The 20,944-nt window shown below is 60.6% G+C and carries 15 protein-coding genes; 5 read left to right on the plus strand and 10 right to left on the minus strand.

The features are described from left to right. Window positions 1-68: 68 nt before the first annotated feature. Window positions 69-1,502: a PLP-dependent aminotransferase family protein gene (locus BSF40_RS23800; RefSeq protein ID WP_095967028.1), complete on the minus strand. Its 1,434-nt coding sequence runs from the start codon at window positions 1,500-1,502 to the stop codon at window positions 69-71. Window positions 1,503-1,705: 203 nt separating this feature from the next. Here BSF40_RS23800 and BSF40_RS23805 point away from each other — a divergent pair, with 203 nt between their 5' ends. The 4 genes from BSF40_RS23805 (at window position 1,706) to BSF40_RS23820 (ending at window position 4,591) form a co-directional block, all read left to right on the plus strand. Continuing rightward, window positions 1,706-2,146, plus strand: a complete 441-nt coding sequence (locus BSF40_RS23805; protein WP_095967029.1) for a carboxymuconolactone decarboxylase family protein — start codon at window positions 1,706-1,708, stop codon at window positions 2,144-2,146. A gap of 73 nt (window positions 2,147-2,219) precedes the next feature. Beyond that, a complete protein-coding gene (locus BSF40_RS23810; RefSeq protein WP_095967030.1) occupies window positions 2,220-3,200 on the plus strand; it encodes a LysR family transcriptional regulator in 981 nt (326 codons plus the stop codon). Window positions 3,201-3,387: 187 nt separating this feature from the next. Then, on the plus strand, window positions 3,388-3,909 hold the full coding sequence (locus BSF40_RS23815; protein ID WP_095967031.1) for a GNAT family N-acetyltransferase: 522 nt from the start codon (window positions 3,388-3,390) through the stop codon (window positions 3,907-3,909). Between the two features lie 187 nt (window positions 3,910-4,096). Next, window positions 4,097-4,591, plus strand: a complete 495-nt coding sequence (locus BSF40_RS23820; RefSeq protein ID WP_095967032.1) for a hypothetical protein — start codon at window positions 4,097-4,099, stop codon at window positions 4,589-4,591. A 64-nt stretch (window positions 4,592-4,655) separates the two neighbouring features. Here BSF40_RS23820 and BSF40_RS23825 read toward each other — a convergent pair whose 3' ends face one another. The 3 genes from BSF40_RS23825 to BSF40_RS23835 are packed head-to-tail and all read right to left on the minus strand — an operon-like array spanning window position 4,656 to window position 8,634. Further along, on the minus strand, window positions 4,656-6,692 hold the full coding sequence (locus tag BSF40_RS23825; RefSeq protein ID WP_095967033.1) for an LTA synthase family protein: 2,037 nt from the start codon (window positions 6,690-6,692) through the stop codon (window positions 4,656-4,658). Between the two features lie 32 nt (window positions 6,693-6,724). Then, entirely contained in the window at window positions 6,725-7,342 is a 618-nt protein-coding gene (locus BSF40_RS23830; protein WP_095967034.1) for a hypothetical protein, read from the minus strand. Next, the gene (locus tag BSF40_RS23835) at window positions 7,339-8,634 is read right to left on the minus strand and encodes an exo-alpha-sialidase (RefSeq protein ID WP_095967035.1); all 1,296 of its coding nucleotides are present in this window, start codon (window positions 8,632-8,634) and stop codon (window positions 7,339-7,341) included. The genes BSF40_RS23830 and BSF40_RS23835 overlap by 4 nt, the downstream gene beginning before the upstream one ends. 272 nt (window positions 8,635-8,906) lie before the next feature. On the opposite strand from BSF40_RS23835, the gene BSF40_RS23840 reads away from it, so the two are divergent. After that, complete coding sequence (locus BSF40_RS23840) at window positions 8,907-9,809, plus strand: universal stress protein (RefSeq protein WP_095967036.1); 903 nt, start codon at window positions 8,907-8,909, stop codon at window positions 9,807-9,809. Window positions 9,810-9,913: 104 nt separating this feature from the next. Here the strand turns inward: BSF40_RS23840 and BSF40_RS23845 are convergent, their stop codons facing one another. The 6 genes from BSF40_RS23845 to BSF40_RS23870 form a co-directional block, all read right to left on the minus strand. Beyond that, window positions 9,914-12,274: a tetratricopeptide repeat protein gene (locus BSF40_RS23845; protein ID WP_095967037.1), complete on the minus strand. Its 2,361-nt coding sequence runs from the start codon at window positions 12,272-12,274 to the stop codon at window positions 9,914-9,916. A gap of 210 nt (window positions 12,275-12,484) precedes the next feature. After that, window positions 12,485-14,998: a fused MFS/spermidine synthase gene (locus BSF40_RS23850; RefSeq protein ID WP_095967038.1), complete on the minus strand. Its 2,514-nt coding sequence runs from the start codon at window positions 14,996-14,998 to the stop codon at window positions 12,485-12,487. Window positions 14,999-15,264: 266 nt separating this feature from the next. Next, window positions 15,265-16,845, minus strand: a complete 1,581-nt coding sequence (locus BSF40_RS23855; RefSeq protein ID WP_095967039.1) for an arylsulfatase — start codon at window positions 16,843-16,845, stop codon at window positions 15,265-15,267. Window positions 16,846-16,914: 69 nt separating this feature from the next. Further along, a complete protein-coding gene (locus BSF40_RS23860; RefSeq protein WP_095967040.1) occupies window positions 16,915-17,943 on the minus strand; it encodes an HAD family phosphatase in 1,029 nt (342 codons plus the stop codon). After that, window positions 17,940-19,367 carry a BatD family protein gene (locus tag BSF40_RS23865; RefSeq protein WP_095967041.1) on the minus strand — a complete coding sequence of 476 codons (1,428 nt, stop codon included), beginning with the start codon at window positions 19,365-19,367 and terminating at the stop codon, window positions 17,940-17,942. Before BSF40_RS23865 ends, BSF40_RS23860 begins: the two co-directional genes overlap by 4 nt. After that, complete coding sequence (locus BSF40_RS23870) at window positions 19,364-20,944, minus strand: VWA domain-containing protein (protein ID WP_095967042.1); 1,581 nt, start codon at window positions 20,942-20,944, stop codon at window positions 19,364-19,366. Before BSF40_RS23870 ends, BSF40_RS23865 begins: the two co-directional genes overlap by 4 nt.

Below are 20,944 nucleotides of genomic sequence, written 5' to 3' on the forward strand. Positions count from 1 at the left end.
ATGCAGGATAGGCCTGACCCTGCGGACCGCCAATAGCCAATCGCCGGATAAAATCCCAGGCCAATCCGTCAGGCCAGCTGCTGCAAAATGTCGCGCACACGGTCCAGGGCGGTGTCGATGTCCAGGGTCTCGATGGCGCCAAAACCGAGGAAAAACCCGGCCTTGGGCGCTTGCTGATAGAAAAAGCCGTCGATGGCATAGAGCCCGACTTCGACTTTTTTCGCCAGTTCGATCACCAATGGAATATCCATGGGCACTTTGCACATCACCACCATGTGGAAGCCGGCGGTGGACGGCACCGCCTCCAGCCAGGGGGAGAGGTCGCCGGCCATGCGCGTCAGGATCCGTTCACGGCGCCCGGCATAGACCGTATGGCAGCGGCGGATGTGCTTGAGCAGGCAGCCTTCGGCGATGAACTTGGCCAGCGCCCATTGCGGCAGGGTTGAGGTGTGCAGGTCGGTGAGCTGTTTGGCGCGCACCACGGCCTCCAGGATCGCTGGCGGCAGGATCGCATAGCCAAGCCGCAGTTCCGGCAGCAGGGTTTTGGAAAAGGTCCCGACGTAAGCGACGATCCCCCGTTCATCCATGCTTTGCAGGGAATCGGTGGGGCGTCCTTCGTAGCGGAATTCGCTGTCGTAGTCGTCCTCGATGATGATCGCGCCCAGTTCATGGGCCTTGGCCAGCAGTGCTTGCCGGCGCGCCTGGCTCATCGGCATGCCCAGCGGGAACTGGTGCGACGGGGTGACGTAGATCAGGCGCGTGCCGCGAGGAATCTGGTCCACCACAATGCCTTCGGCGTCCACCGGCACGCCAATCACCGTGGCACCATGGGTGCCGAACAGCAGTCGCGCCGGCGGGTAGCCAGGGTCCTCCATGGCGACCAGGCTGCCCGGACTGATCAGCACCCGCGCAATCAGGTCCAGTGCCTGCTGCGCGCCGTTGCACACCACCACATCCTCATCCTGGCAATTGACCCCGCGAGAGAATGCGATGTGCCGCGCAATGGCGTTGCGCAGGGCGGGCAAGCCCTCAGGCTGGCTGTACAAGCCCTTGGAGCCGGCAATCTGGCGCAGCGCGTGGGAGGTGCAGCGTCGCCAGTCATCCTGGGGAAACTGGCCCTTGCTGGTGGCGCCACCAATGAAATCGTAGCGCAGCGAGCCTTCCAGGGTCGGATGACGCAGGAATACCGGCAGGTTGCGCCAGGATTCGATCACCTCAAAGCCGCCAAGCTCCGTGTAGTTCTGTTTACGCTGCACTTTCGACGAGCGCGCATTGACGTAAGTGCCTTTGCCGACCACCCCGGTGAGGAAGTTTTCGTAGGTCAACTGGGCGTAGGTATCGGAAATGGTCTTGCGTGAAATGCCCAATTGTTCGGCCAGCAAACGGCTGGGCGGCAGTTGCGTCCCGGCGGCCAGGCGTCCGGACTCGATGGCGCTGCGCAGTTGGTTATACAACTGGCCGGCCAGGTCCTTGCGGCCGTTGATGACAACATGTAGTTCCATGCCGGCGAGACTCCGGGGCTGTTGAGGCGCGTGTGCGTCGCGCAAGATTACCCTTATCCGCTCGCTCGGCAGAAGTTGCGCGGTGGAAAAACCGTCAATTGGTCTGCAGGCCGTGGTCCACGGGGAAATCGCGAAATTGGATCTGTCATGCTCGCGCGCCAGCTATTACCGTGAAAATCAACTCAAGGCCGCACGAGAACGCCATGAAGCCCCGCCTGGATTACTACAGCGCGTCCCCCCAAGCGATGAAGGCCATGATCGCCATGGAGGCCCTGACCAGCAGCCTGAGCATCGAGCAGGGCCTGCTGCACCTGGTCAAGATTCGCGCCTCGCAACTTAACGGCTGTGCCTTCTGCACCGACATGCACTCGGTGGATGCAAGGCGCCTCGGCGAAAGCGAGCGCCGGCTGTATTCCATCGTGGTCTGGCGCGACAGCAACTTTTTCAATCCGCGGGAAAGAGCCGCGCTGGCCTGGACCGAAGCCGTCACCTTGCTCTCGCAAAGCCACGTCCCGGACGATGTTTACGTGCAGGCCAGGGAGCAGTTCAGTGAAAGCGAAATAGTCGACCTGACCATCGCCGTCACCACCATCAACAGCTGGAATCGCCTGGCCGTGAGCTTTCGCCAGACACCCAGCGCCTGAGTTATTGTCACGGCAGGTTCATCAATGATCCGCAGGATGGAACTGTCAGTGTCATGTCGACAGGGAGTCCTCGATGTCAGTCATGGAAACCGGCGCCCACCGGGGCGCTACCGAGTATCGTGTAACCATCGATAAAAATGCGTCCTGGCGCCAGTTGGCCGCGGGTATCGACCCCGAACTGGCGCTGTGCTTCACCGTCAGTGCCCGTTGCGGTTGTTTCATGCAGGCCGCGCGCAGCCTGAACATCAAGGCCACCCGCCTGCGCAGGCAACTGGCACTGCTGGAGGCACAGCTGCGCTGCTCGCTGTTCAACCCGTCAGACAATGGTTTGAGCCTCAGTCGCGATGGCTTGCGCCTGCACGCACAATTGATCGCACTGGCCCATGAGCGCAATTTGCCGGTGATCGAACAGCCGTTGATTCGGCTGGCCGTGGCCGATTCGATCCTGCATGACATTCTCGGGCGTGACCTGGTGGCGCTGCTGCGACGCAATGCCAGCGTGCGCCTGGACATCAAGACCCTCGACAGCGAACTGTCCCTGCAAGCGGTCAGCGCCGACGTGGTGGTGTGGCTGGGCGAAACCGGATCGCCGTTGCCGGGGCCGAGCTTTACCACCACCGAAGCCCGGTCTCTGGCGCAACTGGAGTACCTGCCGCACATTGCCAAGCGTTACTCACGGGTGGCTTCCAGGCCGGAATGCCTGGAGGAACTGGCCGATTTCCTCCTGGTGCAATGGCAGCAGGACTGCCAGGTTGAAAGCTTCCGGCCATGGAATGCACTGGTGGACCAGCGCCTGGCGGGAGCTGTGCAGTTGCAGTCCTACGAACTGATGCTGGAGATGATCCGTTGCAGCGCCTGCGTCGGCCTGCTGCCGCACTACATGAGCCACTTCGACCGCGGCCTCGTTGCCTTGCCGGGACTGTTTGACCGGCCGATGCAGCGTCAGGTGTGGATGGCGGTCAATGCCCGTTCCGAGGAGGACGCGCAGGTACGGATGATCGTCGAGTTGATCGAAAACACCTTCAGCGAGCGTCGGGAGTGGTTCGAAAGCTGAGTGCGATCAAAATGTGGGAGCGGGCTTGCTCGCGAAGGCGTCATCACATTCAACATTGAAGGTGACTGGTCAACCGCCTTCGCGAGCAAGTCGGATCGCCGCACCGCCGCTCCCACATCGATTCTCGCCACACTGAAGAAAGCGTTATAGAGTGAACGGCCATGTCTGCTTCAAGGATGATTCACCCATGCCGACCACCGAACCCGTTATCACGTTCGAGCGCTTCAACGAATCCCATATCGAAGGCATTACGGCGCTGTACAACGATCCCGCCATCGCCCGGCAAACCCTGCAAATGCCGTTTCAGTCCACCGAGCTCTGGCGCAGTCGCCTGGCGCCGGATAACGAACGCCTGGTGAAGGTAGTGGCCCTGCATCAAGGCACGGTCGTCGGCAACATTGGCCTGGAGCAGTTCTCGCGCATTCGTCGCAGCCATGCCGGCAGTTTCGGCATGGGTGTTGCGGTCGAGTGGCAAGGCAAGGGCGTGGGTTCCAAGTTGCTCGCGACGGCGCTGGATATCGCCGACAACTGGATGAACCTGCAGCGCGTCGAGCTTTCGGTGTATGCCGATAACGAAGCAGCCATTGCCCTGTACCGCAAGTTCGGCTTCGAAACCGAGGGCCTGTTTCGTGATTACGCCGTTCGCGACGGCGTACTGGTGGACACCTTGAGCATGGCGCGCCTGCGTCGCCCGCCCAGGGCCGGCTGAGTCATTCGCCCAGGGCGAACGCCACCGCAGCTGGCGCTTGCAGCTCCGTTTGTCCGGTGAAGTGCGCACCTGCAGTGCCTGCGTTTACGCGACGGTGCAAACTGTCGTCAGGTTATAGTCGTACACAGCGTGCGCGCATCTGCCATGCTCCAGGTCCGCAACACCGGTCTATTCAGGGAACACCGCTATGGACGATGTACAGCAACTGGGCGAAATGCTTCGCCACTACGCCGAAAGCGAAGCGCACAAAAAACAAGTGTTCGAATCGCAATCGGCCGAGTGGGCGAAGCGCATTGGTGCGCTGTTCGATGAGATCCAGCAGTGGCTCGAACCGGTCAAGGCGCCTGACCTGCTCGAAGTGAATCGTGAAGTGTATGTCGCGTCGGGGCCGAGTGTTCCGGTGGAGACCTCTCCCTTCAAGACTGAAAAGCTGAGCATCCTGATCGCGGGCAAGCCGGTGGAGTTCGTGCCGGAGGCGATGGGTGTCGGCGGGCAGATTTGCGTGGCGGTGATGGGCTTTACGGCAGCACGTTATGGCAGCGTGTCACTGGTGTGCCTGCCGCCATCCACTGGCTGGCAGTGGCGCAAGACCAATGGCTTGAAGGACCCGGATACCTTTGAGTTCGATGCAAACTTTCTGGCGCAACAGCTGCAGAGCCTGATTCCCCGCGAGCGCAGCTGATGTCATAGGTCAGGGCGACCCGCGTCTATCTGCACCATAGACGCGGGCTCGCTGGCGCCAGCAGTTACTGTCGCACGTTCTGATACAGCATTAACCTTGAGGTTTCATGCATGGCGCGGGTCAACTGCACCAGGCGTTTGAATTCTTCAGGGTTTTGCTCGGCCACGTTGTCCAGGGGCGTTTTCGAAGCAAGGTCGTGGAGCGTTGGCGAGCTGCCGTCGTGCTCCATTTGCACCATGTAATGTTGAGTCACGCCTGCAATCAGCGGGAACGTTCCCTCGCGCAATACCAGCGGTACTACGCGCTCACCCTCGGGCGCCGGCTGCTGAATATCACGACCCATGCCGCTGTTGCGGAACTCAAGACCGGCCATGCCCGCCACTGTTGGCAGTAAATCCACCAGGCCAACCGCCTCCTGGACCTTGCGTGTCCCGAGCAAGCCCGGGGCGTGGATGATCATCGGCACCGCATTGCTTTCCAGGCCCAGTTGCTCATAGGCCGGGGCCAGGAAAGGGATCTGCGCGATACGGGTGTTGTGGTCGCCAAACAGCACAAAGATGGTGTTGTCGTAGTAGCCGCCGGCCTTGGCGATTTCCATCAAGCGGCCGATGTTGAAGTCCAGCAGGCGCACGGCGTTGTATTGCTCGACACTGCGCGATCCTGCGGCCTGGACTTCCTCGAGGGTAGGGTGCTTGACCTCGAATCCATCATTGGTCTTGGGAATCGTGAAGGGACGATGGTTGCCGGCAGTCTGTACATACGCAAAGAACGGTTTGTCCTTGGGCAGCGCCTGCAGGAGCTGGTCGGTTTCCTTGAACAGGTCCAGATCGGAAATGCCCCAGACATCCACCACCGGGGATTTCCAGTCCCGCTCTTCGTACAGGCGAACGCCGTCGATGCTTTGCCGAATCAAGGCATTCATATTGGCCCAGCCGGAATTGCCGCCGATGGTGTAGATCTTCTCGTAGCCGGTGAAGGCATTGACCAGGGAGTGCTGCCGGGTGATCAACGGGTTACGCGTCGCAGTCTCTTGACGCGTGACGTCAGGGACCCCGGAAATGCTGGCCCATACGGTTTTTGCGGTGCCGGTCACCGGCACATAGAAGTGCTCGAAGAACCAGCTCTGCGTGGCCAGGCGATCGAGATTGGGGGTCGGATTGATCGGGTTGCCGTAAGCCCCGACGGCACTGGTGCCCAGGGATTCAAGCATGACAAACATCACGTTCGGCGGTCGTGATCCCGATACTTTGTAGGGTTGTGGTGCCTGGTGGCGAACAAAATTAAGCGTTTGCGGATCGGGCTGGTCAACGCCCAGGTAGTTGGCCATGACTGAATAGTGCTCGCGCACCTGTGCTTCGTCATAGCGCGACTGGCCGACTTTGAGGGTGTCATACAGGAAGATCACCGGGTTGAGCCCCAGTGCGGCAGTCTGGTTATTGCCCGAGAAGAAGGCATCGCTCCAGCGCAATGGCACAGGGTTTTCCAGGTTCATGTTCTCGACACGGCCTAAAATGCCCAGCAATACCACCATGACCATCAACGCGCCGCCCCATGTGGCAGAGAACGGGTGAATCGTTTTGCGAGAGCGGTCCAGTGTCACACGCTCCAGATGCACCAGGGCCAGTGACGTCAACGCTACCGTTGCCAGCCAGCCCAGAGAAATCCAGATGACCGGGTAGGTCTGCCAGACCATGTCACGGGATATTTGTGCATCCTCGATGAAGCGCAATACCGTGGCGTTGATCCTCATGCCCAGGTAAGCGTAATGCCCGAAATCGATGATGTAGATCAGCAGCAGGGCGCCTAGAACCGCGACAATGTAAAGGCGTGCGATCCAGCGCAGCAAGCGGCTTGTGATGAGGTTCCAGCGAGGAATCCAGGCAAGCAAAGCCAACGGCAGCATTACCAGAATGGCCAGGCGCAGATCGAAACGAAAGCCGATGCCCAGGGTTTCCCGTACGACTTCGTCGTTGATCAGGGCATTAGCGTCGAAACCGGAATAGCCGAAAAAGAACACCACCCGTAGCAGGGCAAACAACGCAAACAGAATCGCTGTTGCGCCTAGCCAATAGTGCAAACGTCTCGATTGCAGCCAACCCATCCAAGTTCCCCTGTTAAATATGTCGTTCAAGCTCAAACGGATCTGGATGCTTTAAACACTGGGCTGGGTTGTTTGTTGAGGCAACCATACGTCCAGCGTGTGAAATGCATCAGAAGTGCCACGCAGCAAAACAGACCCAGTAGTGGATCAATAAGGTAATCCCAATAGTTTTGCGAAGGTTTTATCCCGGCGGTGAAGGCCAGGGTCGCGCTGGCCAGCATCACGACGGCCAGGCTGTTGCGCAGGTAAAACAGGCCCAGAGTGAGCAGTGCGAAGAAAATCAACATCGGGCGCGGGCTGTATCCAAGTCGATAAGGATCCAGATCGCTCAGACCAAGGGTTGCCGGGTACAGCACCAGGGCCAACAGGGCGAACATGATCAGAATGCAGGTTTTACCCTGCCGCACAGGTGGCAGGAAACCCAGCCGACGTAAACAGCCCCATGCCATGAACACCAGTGACGTGATTGCAAGGTCATCGATGTGGCTGCGCAAATACGTGGCCAACGATAACCCGTCCAGCGGTATGAAGCTGGCGGCCAGCAAGGCGGCCAGCAGCGTGATACGCCAGTTCCTGTTCAAACCGAAAGACGGCAGCAAAAGGAAGATGATCATCGCGAAGCAGACATGGGCTTGCCATAGGTTAATCATTTGAGTCGCTCGGACAGCCACGCATCGTTGAAAGTAACGTGCTTGATGAAAGTGTTGTTCCAGGAATAAACCAGGTGATACATGCCGTCCGGGCTGCGGATGAAATATGGATATTCATATTCAAACTCGCAGCCTCGGGGGTTACAGACACGTGTGTCGAGATTGTTCAGGAATTGCGCCTCCAGAGGTTGGCGCTGCGCGCCACTGGAACCGCGGAACTCATTGCCTATGATTTTTTTGTAGGCCTGGGGTGAAAACGGATCTCCTTCCGGATCAGGTGATTTGTCCAGGTCACGCAACGAGCGCCAATCGTCCATTTTTTCGTCGGTGCCATAAAGGCTCAGCTTGAAGCGACCCTCTTGCAGGTCATTGAGCGCTACCAGCAACCCATGCTCGGGGGTTGCGACGGCCGCCAGCGAGGAGTTCGGATTCCAAGGCTCGAGCGGATAAGGTTCACTCCAGTTTTGTCCGGCATCCTCAGTGCGGGTTGCCAGAACACGGTGGTGGGTGTTGCCGGCATAACGCAACAAGGCGATGCCGCGCTGCCCATCCAGCGGAACCACCGTGGGTTGCAATGAGTTCTTGCCGTGGCTGATGCGGTATTTGTCGATCACATCACCGTCTGCGCTCAAGTAGAGGTACTCGGCAAACTTGCCCAGAAACTCGTGGTAGACCGGTAAACCGATGGAACCGTCGGCATGAAACACGGGGGCGGACCGGACCAGGGTGCTGATGTTCAGAAAGGGGGACGTGATCAGTTGGCGCGGAGCGGACCAGTTTTCACCGAAGTCGTCGGAAACCATCACGTTGACTGCACTGCCGGCCCAGCCGCCCATGGACACGGATACGTAGAACAACCACAGGCGTTTATCCGGCGCCAGTGCAATCACCGGGTTGCCCAGCTTGCGAATGTATCTTTGGGTGCCCTGTTGGGTCGAATTCCGTGTCGCCAATACCCGTTCAGCACCCCATTCGCCGGTTTTCGCGTCGAAGCGGGCGGAACGCACCTGCACATCGGCTGCGCCTTCGCGGGAGCCGGCAAACCAGGCTGTCATCAAACTACCGTCAGGCAAGGCTGTTACGGCCGAGGAGTGCACGAAGTCCACCAGCCCGGACGAGGCGAAACGGCTGGTATAAATGGGCCTGGCCACTTGATCGGTCACCGCCTTCACTGGATTCATCGCAAAGGACGAATGCGTGTGGGCAGGATTGAGTAACCATGCGGTCACAAACAGGCAAGACAGTGCGAGATAAACACCGAGGGCAGGAATACTGGGTAGTTTGATGCGCATTTGAGGCTAGGCATCTTTTGGCCCGATCGAGGACCATAACTTATCACCTATAGATGCAAGATCGATTTTATGCAAATGAAGTATTTGTAAGTAAATGTGTTTAAGGCGTCGCCGCTGTTGAAAAAGTCGACTCGGTGAAGTGGGGGATTGATTGAATCCAGGCGTATATTGATAGTGTCGATCCAGACAGTTGAGGCGATAGTAAATCGTCGGTGGTGTGACAGGCCAGAGCGCTGGGGGAATTGGATACCCGGAACGTTTGGAGGTGTTACATGAGCCAGTATCAACGACTCTTTCTGATAGCAGGTCCAGCCATGCGTCACACCCCGGCGTTGGAACGAGCTATCGCCATTGCCCAAGCCACTGGTGCAGCGCTGCACATCACGGTGTTTATCGAAGACTCCAACCTCTTGAGTTTGATGAGCGCAGGTGCGCGTTTTCGTGAGGCCTGTCAGCAAGAGAACGAAAAGTGGCTCAAGGATGAGGCCGAGCTAATTCGCGGGCACGGGGTCAAGGTGAGTACCGAAGTGCTTGTTACGCGAACCGCGCTGCAAGAAATACTTGTGCATGTGGCAGAAATGCAGCCGGATCTGGTTATCAAGGACGTGCAACACGAGTCGGCGCTCAAACGCGTTTTCATTACACCTCTGGATTGGCACCTGTTGCGCGAATGTCCGGTGGCTGTGCATCTGGTCAGCGAAGTCAGGTGCCCACTTCCGCGAGTGGTAGTGGCGGCAGTCGATCCGTCACAACCCGAGACTCAGATCACTGGCATCAACGACCGCATCATCCAGGCGGCGAACGGATTGTCGATGCAATGCAACGCGGAGCTGCATCTGCTGTATGCCTACGATCTATCGCTGACACATATATCCGACGCAGGTGCTGGTGCAGTGACGATGCCGGGCTTCAGCAGCGATGTGCGCAAGTCACTGCAAAAGTCATTTATCGCACTGGCCGACCACTACGGCGTGCCCACTGAGCGACAACACTTCGTTGAAGGGCCACCTGGCAAAGCACTGGCCGACTTTGCAGCGCATCACCGGGCCGATGTGATCGTCATGGGAAATGCGCATCGCAAGGGACTGGGCAAATGGGTGGGCAGTACGACGGAGCATGTCCTGTATCAAGTGCCCTGCAACATTCTCGCCGTTGCGGGATCCGCGGACCAGTGAATGGATTGGCTGCTACACCGCAAAATGACTCGCTCCTACGGAGATCACATTGATTTCCCGGGAGCGAGGCTTGCCCGCGAGAGGCCTTTGAGCCAGCCCCCCGATCATTTCAACGCCGGATCCCCCATGTTCATTTTCTTCCAGCCCTGCAACAGCACCTGGGCCTTGGGCTCCTGGCCGTTGGCCAGGTAATACTGGATCAGCGACAAGCGGGCATTACGGTTGGCCGGTTGCTCTTTCAACAGCCGTTCCAGTTCGGCGCAGGCTTCGTCAATCTTGCCGCTGTCATGCAGGGCCACTGCCAGTACGTAGCCGAATTGCCCACTCTGGGGTTCCAGTTTCGCGGCCTGGCGCAGGTACGGCATGGCTTGAGCGGCCTGGCCGGCACGAATCAGCGCCAGGCCCTGGGTGTATTGCAGCAGGCCCGAGTCAGGGTGGTCCTTGAGGCTTTGCGCCAGCAGGGCATGACCTTCCTGGCTGCGACCGTTGGCCTCCAGCCATTGCACCAGGGTGACCAGCGCCGGGTAGAAGTCCGGATCGCGCTGCAGGGCCGTGCGCAGGAATCCTTCGACTTCTGCGTTGCGACCGCTGGCCTGATACAGCATCGCCAGGTTGAGGTTCGCTTCGGCGCGTTCGAGCAGGTTTTTCTGCACCGCCTCGTATTCGGCGATGGCGGCATTCCAGCTGTTCTGGGCCGTGCCCAGGCCGTTGTGCGCGACACTGAGCAGATCACGGGCGGCGGCGATGCGCACGGCTCTCACAGGGTCACTCAACAAGGGTGTCAGCAGTGGCGCACGTTCCGCTGGCGGCAGGAAGGCGCTGAGTGCGCGGATGGCGCTCTCACGGACTTGCGGTGCCGGGTTGTTGAGGTCCCTGGTGGCCAGTTTCAACGCTTGTTCGCTCGGATACTGCGACAATTCGCCAAGCAGCGTCGCGCGCTGGATCGCCGGCAGGTTGCTGCGTTGCAGTTGTTCGATCAAGGCCTGTGCGGCACCGGCCTGACCGTTGCGAATCAGCCACAGGCTTTCGTCGTAGCGAGGGGCTTGTACCGCGCTGGCGTTGGCGGTGTTCCACAGCTTGAACTGCTCGGTGACCTTGTCGCCGGCCTTGCCCTGGTGGCAGGTCAGGCAGGCATCAGGCGTACCGAGTTTCTTTGCCCGCTCAGGGTTGGGGATGCTGAAGCTGTGGTCATGCCGGAAGTCATTGCCCATGTAGAACTTGCCGGGCATGTGGCAATCCACGCACTGCGAACCCGGTTGGCCCATGGTGTGGCGGGTGTGTTCGACGGAGTCGTAGTTTTTCGCTTGCAGGCCTTTGCCGTCGACGCCTTCCACGGTGGTTTTGCCGGCGGTGTTGTGGCATTGCAGGCAGACACCGTTGCCTGGCGCTTTCAATTGCGTGCTGTGCGGGTTGTGGCAGTTGCTGCAACGCACGCCCTTGTCGAACATTTTGCTTTGGGCAAAGGAGCCGTGTTCGAACACTTCGTCCTTGATCTTGCCGTCCAGCGCGTACAGCTCGCGGGTCAGGACGCTCGGCAGGTAGTCGTCCATCAACCGCTTGCCGACCGTGTAGCCATCATCCAGAGGCGCGCGGCGCGAGTGGCAGCGGGCGCAGGTTTCGATTTCGACGGTGGCGTTCTTGTCCTTGAGGTCGACGGCAAAGCCGGCATGGATCAGGTCGGTCTTCTTCGCCGTCCATTCCAGGTGACTGGATGCGGGGCCATGACAGGCCTGACAGCCGACACCCAGGCTGTTCCAGTGGCTGTCGAAGGTGTTTTTTGTCGCATCGAAATTGCGCTTGAAGCCGGTGGTGTGGCATTCGACGCACATGAAGTTGGCGTTCTGGCTCGGCTTGCTCCAGTGCAGCGGGTTCTTGAAGTTCACGCCCTGGCCCGGGTACAGGTGAAACCAGCGGTGCTTTTCGGTATCCCAGGCAATCCCAAGGGCCTGCAACCGGCCTTCGCCGACTTCGATCAGGTACTGCTGCAAGGGGGCGATGCCAAAGGCATAGGCCACCTTGAAATCGGCATTCCTGCCATCGATGCCCGGCGTGTTGACCCAGTATTCGTCGCCTTTGCGCGAGAACACCGTGGTCTCCTTTTCGGCCTTGAAGGTGACGTTGTTGAAGTCCCCGAGCATCGTGTCCGCGTTGGCTTGCTGCATCGCCAACTGGTGATGGGAGCCTTGCCAGTCCTTGACCTGCTCGCCGTGGCAAGCCTGGCATTGCTGCTCGTCGACCATTTTCGCTGGCACGATGGCGACGGGTTGCGGTTTGGCCGGTTGAACAGCAGGGGGGCTGACGGTGACCGACTTGGGCGGCGTGGGTGTGCTGCTCAGCAAAAACCAGCCAATACCCGCCACAGTCAGCAACAGGATGCCGATGGTGACGGGGAACAGGTAACGGTTGATCAGCGTCGGTTGCGAATCAGGGTTTGGCTGTGCAGCGTTGTTTTTATTTTTCGGCATTACGACTTCCATGGTCCAGGTGCGATTGCCGTCAGGCGCGCGTTGAAGCTTGATGCAGCTTTGCCGGAGGGTCGGCGTCTGTCAAATAACTGATGTTGTGAAGCTGATGGCCCCTTCGCGAGCAAGCCCGCTCCCACACTGGATCTGTGAGCGCCACAAGCCCCCTGTGGGAGCGGGCTTGCCCGCGAAGGCGATCGCCAAGGCGCTGCATCAATCTCCGACAAACCACCGGTAATACGGATTCCCGGAATCCCCGCGCATCACCTCGCGCATGTCCCTGGCCCAGCCCTCACGGTCACCCGCATAGGCATGCAGGCTCGCCCGGTAGAACTGCATCAGGCGTTGTTGCTGATTGTTCATGCGCTTGATGAACCCGGCATCGGCGTTCAGCAGTGCTGGTGGCTGGTGCAAGTCGAGCAGGGCCGGCAGTACCCGTGTGATCTCCTTGGCCCGCACCCATGGCGCGTATTCGATGCGCGGCTGATCGTCCGTCACCGGTTGCGCTTGCCCAGCGAAGCGTTCCAGCCCTGCCCGGTCAGTCACCCAGGTGGCGAGCAATGCCGCGGCCGAACCGATGCCGACATCCTGCAAGGTGCTGCGGACGCTGTCCTGCTGGAAGCGTGCGTTGATCTTCGCCGCATCCAACTCAATCGGTTCCATCGAACCCACCAGCAGCATCTCGTGGAACTCGCTGGTCCACAGGGTCGCGTAGGGGAACACGTCGAGGAAGCTGCGCACCAATGAGCGCGAGTCGTCGATGTTCTGCGTCGGCAGCGGCAGCCATTGGGCGACCAGGCCCTGTTTTTGCAAACGGCTGGCGGCCAGTTGGTAGAAGTCCCGGGAGTACAGGTTGACCACGCCAGCAGCGGAGGGCGGTGGCGGTTCAAGGGTGATCAGGTCGTAGCGCTGTGGATTGCGCAGCAGTTCCTGGCGACCGTCACGCAAGCGCACATCGACACCCGGATCGGCTGCGGCATTGAAATTGCCCTTGAACAAGGGGGCCGCCTTGACCACCGAGGGCAGCAGTTCGGCGACCACGCGATGTTCCAGGCCAGGGTAGCGGGTCAGGGCGCCGGCGGTAATGCCGGTGCCAAAGCCGATCACCAGCGCCGAACGCGGTTCACCGTTGTGGATCAGCAAGGGCAGCAGCGCCTGAATCCGCATGTAACGCAGGGACGGCATGGCGTCGCCGGTATTGGACACGCCCTGGATGTACAAGCGCTGGAACGCCCGTTCGCCCTTGCCCTGGGTGACCACGGCGACGGTCCCGCCACGGCCTTCTTCGTAAAACGTCAGCGTGCCATTGCGTGCGCCCGGCAGCAGGCTGGCGAGCTTGTTGACCGGCGTGAACACGGCCAGTGCCAAGGACACCAGGCCAATGGCAACCACCGCCTGACGCCGGCCTTTCTTCACGCCATGGCCCCTGCGCACGGCGAGGTACGCGATACCGGCGGCGATCATCGCCAGCAGGCCCAGGGTCCGTACCAGGCCCAGCATCGGGATCAGGACAAAGCCGCAGAGCATCACGCCGATGATCCCGCCAAGGGTATTGAACGCGACGACTTCGCCGACGTTGCGCCCCACCTGTGCGCCGCCGACGCTCAAGCGCAGGGCCAAGGGGAACGCCGCACCCAGCAACAGGGTCGGTACAAATACAATGCTCAAGGCCGCCACCGCAAACCGCGTGCTCATGCCCGCCAGTTCACTGCCGCCCCATGACAATACCCAGGATTCAGCCAGGGTCTGGGCGAGTACCAGCCAGCGTCCGAGCAACGTCACTTCCAGCAAGGCAATCGCCCCGGCTGCGGCAATCAGCAAACCGAACACCCCCCAGGGATCGCGCAGTCGATCGACCCGACGGGCCAGCAGCATGCTGCCCAGGAACAACCCGGTGAGGTAGGTTGCCAGCACCACGGCAAAGGCGTAGGTACGGGTGCTCATGAACTGCACGATCGATTGCGACCACACCACTTCGTAGCCCAGCGCTACGCCACCGGCAATGGCGTACAGCCACAGGGCCAGGCGGTCGGGGGCCTTTTGAACGTGATGTTTCGCCGCCGCATCGACGGGGGCCACGCGCCGGCGCTGGAACCACAGGGCTCCGGCGGCGGCCAGCAGGTTCAGCATGGCGGCGGCCAGTGCACTGCCGCGCACGCCGAGGGTGGCAATCAGCACGAACGCGGCGAGCAGGGTGCCGGCGATGGCCCCGGCGGTGTTTGCCGCATACAGTTGCCCGCCGGCCTTGCCCAGGTGTTGCGGGTCAGTGGCCAGGGAGCAAACCAGCACCGGCAGGGTGCCGCCCATCAACAGCGCGGGAATGCCCACCAGCGCGAACGGCAGTACCCAGGCCAGCAAGCCCACGTGCGCTTCCAGCCAGGCAAACGGGCTGGCCGCCAGGCTCATGGCGAAGGTCGTAGCGACGCCCAGCACCGCCACCAGCACTTCCAGACCGGCGTAGAGCACAACCGGTTGCTGCATCCGGTCCGCCCAGCGGCCGAACAGCAAGCCGCCCAAGGCCAGTCCGGCAAAGAACGCGCTGATCCCGGTGGTGATGGCATAGACCTCGACGCCTACGACCAACGACAGCTGCTTGATCCACAGCACCTGATACACCAGCGCCGCGGCGCCGGAGACAAACAGCAGCAGGGCGGGGATCAACAGCGCCGGGGAGGCGACTTGAGGGGCAGGTATGGCCGACGACTTGCTGGCGACACGTGAGGTCATTGCAGATTGCCTTGTACTGGTACGTTAAAACAGTGACTGCTGGATCTGAGTCAGTCAGATAATTTCAAACCTTACAAAAACCAATGTGGCGAGGGGGCTTGCCCCCGTTGGGTTGCGAAGCAGCCCCATGCGTTGTTTCAGGCAAATCAAATCGCCTGGTTTGCGACTGCTTCGCAGCCGAACGGGGGCAAGCCCCCTCGCCACAGAATAGTGTTTGCCACAAAAAAGTCCGCTCGCCGGTAAGGGCGAGCGGCGGTCTGGCGGTCTTACTGTGCAGCTTTCATTTTTTCAGCGATCTTGGCATCTACCGCAGCGCGGATCTGGTCAATGCTGAAGCTCGCCGGTTTCTGGCTTGGCGGGTATTCGATGAACGTTTGCAGGAACCCGGCCGCTTTTTGTACGGCTTGCGCGGCGAGGTAGACGTTTTTGGTCTGCCAATCGTAATACTGGTCGGAAACCACGTCGGCCCGTTCATACGGGTCCATCCTCAGATTGAAGATTTTCGGTACGCGCAGGCACACGAACGGTTCGCTCCAGACTTTAAAACCACCGGGCTCGCGTTGTTCGCAGAACACCACTTTCCAGTTACCGAAGCGCATCGACACCAGCACGCCGTCGTCGTTGAAGTAGTAGAACTCCTTGCGCTCGCCTTTAGGTTGTTGGCCGGTCAGGTAGGGCAGCTGGTTGAAACCGTCCAGGTGCACTTTGAAGTTGTTGCCACCCGAGGTCGGTGCCCACCCCTTGAGCAGCTTTTCCTTCACGTCGGTTTCGCCCGCGGCTGCCAGCAAGGTCGGGAACCAGTCCATACCCGAGAACAGCTCGTTGGAGACTTCACCGGCCTTGATCTTGCCCGGCCAACGAACGATCGCCGGCACGCGGTAGGCGCCTTCCCAGTTGGAGTTCTTCTCGTTACGGAACGGCGTGGTCGCTGCGTCCGGCCAGGAGAACTGGTTCGGGCCGTTGTCGGTGGTGTAGACGACAATGGTGTTGTCGGTGATTTTCAGGTCGTCGAGGGTCTTCAGCAGTTTGCCGACGTCGCCGTCGTGTTCAAGCATGCCATCGGCGTAATCGTTGCCGGGCATGCCGCTCTGGCCCTTCATCGAATCGCGCACGTGGGTGAACAAATGCATGCGTGTGGTGTTCATCCAGACGAAGAACGGTTTGTCCGCCTTGGCCTGCTTCTCGATGAACGCCTGCGCCGCCGCCGTAGTTTCATCGTCGATGGTTTCCATGCGCTTGGTGGTCAGCGCACCGGTGTCTTCGATCTTGCCGTCGGCGAAGCTGTGGATCACACCGCGCGGGGTGTTGGCCTTGACGAACTCGGCATCGTCTTTTGGCCAGTATGGACGCTCAGGCTCTTCTTCGGCGTTGAGGTGGTACAGGTTGCCGAAGAACTCGTCGAAACCGTGGTTGGTCGGCAGGTATTCATCCTTGTCGCCCAGGTGGTTCTTGCCGAACTGGCCGGTGGCGTAGCCCTGGGACTTGAGGGCCTGGGCGATGGTGATGTCACGCTTTTGCAGGCCAACCGGTGCGCCCGGGATGCCGACTTTCGACAGGCCGGTACGCAGCGGCGTCTGCCCGGTGATGAACGACGAACGCCCGGCGGTGCAGCTGTTCTCCGCGTAGTAGTCGGTGAACATCATGCCTTCTTTGGCAATTCGGTCGATGTTGGGCGTCTTGTAGCCGACCACGCCCATGGAATAGGCGCTGATGTTGGTCTGGCCGATATCGTCGCCGAAGATCACCAGAATGTTGGGTTTTTCAGCGGCTCCGGCCGTTGCCGAAATCGCCATCACCGAGGCTGCCACCAGGGCGAGTTTCGGTAGCCACTTACCTATGCGAGTCATCTGACTGGCTCCTTTTCACTGCGTCGCTGAATGCGACAAACGTTTATTGCGGTCCTGCGTTACGTCTTTTTATTGCACTTGCTCGGGTGTGGCGGCGTCGTACGGATAGATCCGGCGCCATTCGGACGCCATGTCGACGACTGTCCAGCCACGCTTGTTCGCTTCGTCCAGGGCCTTGTCCAGGCGACCGATCTGCGACTGTCGGTCGTAAGCCCATTCACGCTTGGCGTCGGTGTGGTGCACCAGCCCCATGAATCGTTTGCCGGGACCGGCGGCGGTCCACTGGAGCATTTGCAGGTCACCGTCGGAATTGCCGAACGCAAGGATCGGACGACGACCGATTACCGCGTCGATGCTTTCCGGCTTGCCTGGGCCATCGTCGTTGTGGGCCAGTTTCGGTGTGCGCAGGATCGACGCCTGGCCGTCCTTGTACTGGAACGCGGTGACGAAGGTGGTGCCGATGACTTGTTCCGGTGGAATGCCGTAGACCTTCTCGGCAAAGGCACGCATGAACCCCGTATCGCCACCTGAGACGATGTAGGTCTTGAAAGCGTTACTGCGCAGGTAGTCGAGCATCTCCAGCATCGGCTGGAAGATCATTTCGGTGTACGGCTTGCCGGTTTTCGGGTGTCTGGCCTGACTCAACCAGGTCTTGGCGTAGTCATCGAAGGCTTCGCTGGTCATGCCGGTGTGGGTCGCACCGAAGATCTTCATCATGCCTTCCAGGCCGCTGGCGGCCAGGGCCTTGTGGTCATTTTCCAGCACGGCCTGGAACGGCTGGGTAGTTTTCCATTCCGGGTGCTGCGCCGCGGTGCGTTTGACTTCTTCGAGGGCGAACAGCATTTCGAAGTACATCGGCTGCTCGCTCCACAAGGTGCCGTCGTTATCGAACACGGCAATGCGGTCTTCGGGTTTGACGAAGTCCTTGCTGCCTTGATTGGTCACCGCCTGCACGAACTCGATGATCTGCTTTTTCGACGGCCCATCGTTCCACGAGGGCAGCGGTTCGGCTGCCTGGACCAGCAGTGGCAGGCTCAAGGCCAGGGTCAGCAGGAAGCTGAATACGCGAGGATGGCGTAACGATATCGAATTCGTCATGGGAAACCCTTCTTATGAACGGGGTTGAGCGGATGAAGAGCAGAGGAGACTGATTCTCTGTTGCAATCGGCCTGACTATGCAGCGTAGACAAGGATTCCCTGATTTGGCGCAGGGCCTGCTCTTTGTCCGTTTCGCGGCCGTAACAGGCCCGCAGGAAGCTTTGCAGGCGCGGGCCGAGACCGGTCAGTTTCAGGCCCTGGCGGCTGCGTCGGGTCCACAGGTACAGGGCGCTCAATTGCGTCGGTTTGCTCCCCAGTTGTGCCGGAATCTGCTGCCACGCGTAGTCGGCGGACTCGAGCCAGACGGCGTGCCGGGCGCGGCGGCGGGCCTGCCACTTGAGGTGCGCGCGGCGTACGAGCGGGCGACTGAACCAGCCCAGGGCCCCCACCGCCAACGCCAGTGCCAATAGTCCGAACCAGTGTCCGGGAAGGTGCAGGCGATTGTGCTGGCCGAGTTTTTTCAGGTCTTCGGTGATTGAAAACACCGGTTTGTAGGCGGTGTTGGCCGCGGCGTCGAAGGTCACGTCAGGCACCGTGGCCGTGCGGGTTTGCCGGCTGCTGGCATCCCACCATTTCAGTTCGATGGCTGGCAGGCTGTAGTGGCCTTCGGTGTCGATTCGATATGTCACGCTGTCGATGCGCTGGCCGCCATTGAAGTGGCCGCGACCGTCATCCAGGTTGCGGATTTGCGCTGCGTTCGGGTAACGGCTCAGGCCCTTGATGGCCTCCAGCGTCGGTGTCGGCAGTGACATGGCCAGGGCACCGTCGGCCTGTAGCGTCAGTTCCCGGGTGATGCTGTCGCCGACCTTCAAGGGTGTCGCTGAATTGATGGTCTTCTGGGTGAAGCGCAGTCCTTGAGCCACCAGCACCGCCTTCCCGGGCTGGAATCCCGGCGGCTGTGCGGCGTTGAAGTGCAATGGCTGACTTTGGGCGCTGAGTTCGTGGCTGGCCTGGCCCGGTGTGGCTTGTACCCTCAGCGCCGGAATGTCGAAGCCCTGGGCCAGGTTCGGCGTGATCAGGTAGCTGTAGCGCATGCCGCTGAAGGATTGGCCGTCGATCGTCTGGTTGATGTGCTCGGCATGGCCGTCCGGTGGCATCACCAGTGCGCCGGGTAACTTCAGGTCGGGCAGGGTGGGAGCGCTGGTGAACCAGGTGTCGGTGAAGACATCGAGTTGCAGTTCGACCAGGCTGCCGACCATGACGGGGTCGGCGGGTTGCAGGGTGGCGCTGACCCGCAGCTGGGGTTCGACGGCGAGGGTGCCAGTGCTGATCAGGCAAAGGAGCAAGGTGCCGAGTTTTGTGGTGAGCGATCTGGCCCTTTCGCGGGCAAGCCCGCTCCCACAGGGGATTTGTGGTGGGCGCGGATCAAATGTGGGAGCGGGCTTGCTCGCGAAGGCCGCGACACGGACTTTCAGGCTGATCACGGTTTAGCCCCCGCCTGATCCTGCAGGCTGAACTTCTGCTTGAGAAACTTCGCCGGCGACGTGGTCAGGTTCTGCAGCCACTGCTCATCCGAGGCGGCCTGTTGGGTCTGCACCGGTTTGCTCTGGCCCTTGCCAGGCGCCTTGTCCATCTTGATTTCGTCGGGTTTGACCTCTGGCGTGTTTTTCTCGGCGCTTTCGGTGTCTTTCTGCAAGGCGATGGCCAGGGCCAGGTTGGCTGTGGCTTCGGGGAACTGCGGTTGCAACGTCAGCGCCTGGTTATAGGCGGCGATGGCCTGATCGAACTTGAACCGGCGCACGTAGATATTGCCCAGGTAGAAATACGCCTGCGGTGTATCGAGCCGCGCGAAACTGGCCAGTGCCAGGTCGAAATCGGCCGCGTTGTAGGCGGCCACGCCTTTCCAGTACGGATCGACGAACAGCGCCGCCGCCTGAGGGTAGTGCTGGTGTTCGAAGGCCCAGCGGCCTTGCTGGTCGCGGGTGAAAAAGGCATCGGTCAGCGCGTTGGCCTGTGCCGGCGTCGGTTGCAGGCCCAGGCCCATCGCCAGCAGCAGTCCAGCCATCCAGTTCACGCTCCAGCCCTTGCGTATGCTGAAGAAAGCGAACAGCAATAGCGGCCAGCACAACCAGTAACCGGCGTCTTTCCAGTGCAACTCACGCTGTTCGTCGCTGGCTGACTGGTAGTGCTGCTCGGCATGCAGTTCGATCCAGTCCAGATCGTCATCGTTGAGGGTCAGGCTGCCCAGCGGGGCATCCAGCGTTGAAGCAAGCTGCTTGAGGGCGTCCTGGTCGAAACGGCCGAGTTGCGGGCGACCATTGCTGTCGATGCGTGGCTGGCCGCTGGCATCGCGGATGATCCCGCCGTCGGTGCTGCCGGCCGCCAGAATCAGCACTTGCAACGCACTGCCAGCCAGTCGCTTGTCCAGCCCGGTCAGTGCCGTGGTGTCGGCGCCATCGGTGATCAGCAGCAGGGTACCGGGTGTTTTTTCGGCGGCCAGCAGGCGCTTGGCCTGATCGATAACGGCACCGACATCTTTCCCCGGTTTGTCGATCAGATCGGTGCTCAGGGCCTGAATGAAGGTATCGAGCAGCGCCGGATCGTCGGTGGCGGGCAACACCAGATGCGCGCTGCCGGCATAGGCAATCAAGGCGTTGCGCGAACCGGCGCGGCGCTGGACCAGGTCGTGGAGTTTGTGCTTGACCGCTTCCAGGCGACTGGGTGGGACATCGCTGGCGTCCATGGACGGCGACAGGTCGACGGCGATGATCAGCGGCGCGCGGTTTTCCAGAAAATCCGGGCGATCCTGTTCCCAGGTCGGTCCGGCGGCGGCGAGGGCGCCCAGTACCAACAGCGCACACAGCAGATGCACCGGGCGCAGGCGGTGCCGGTCTTGCGGGGTGATGAGCAGATGCGGCAGCAGGTGTGCCGCGATATTGCTGCGCCAGCGACGCTGCAAATCCTGGCTATGTCGCCACAGGACTGGCAGCAGTGCGCCGAACACGGCGAGCAACAGCCACACGGGGCGCAGGAAATGGAAGTCGCCGAGGTTGATGTCCAT

The organism is Pseudomonas sp. ACN5, assembly GCF_002303975.1.
GTDB lineage: Bacteria > Pseudomonadota > Gammaproteobacteria > Pseudomonadales > Pseudomonadaceae > Aquipseudomonas > Aquipseudomonas laurylsulfatiphila.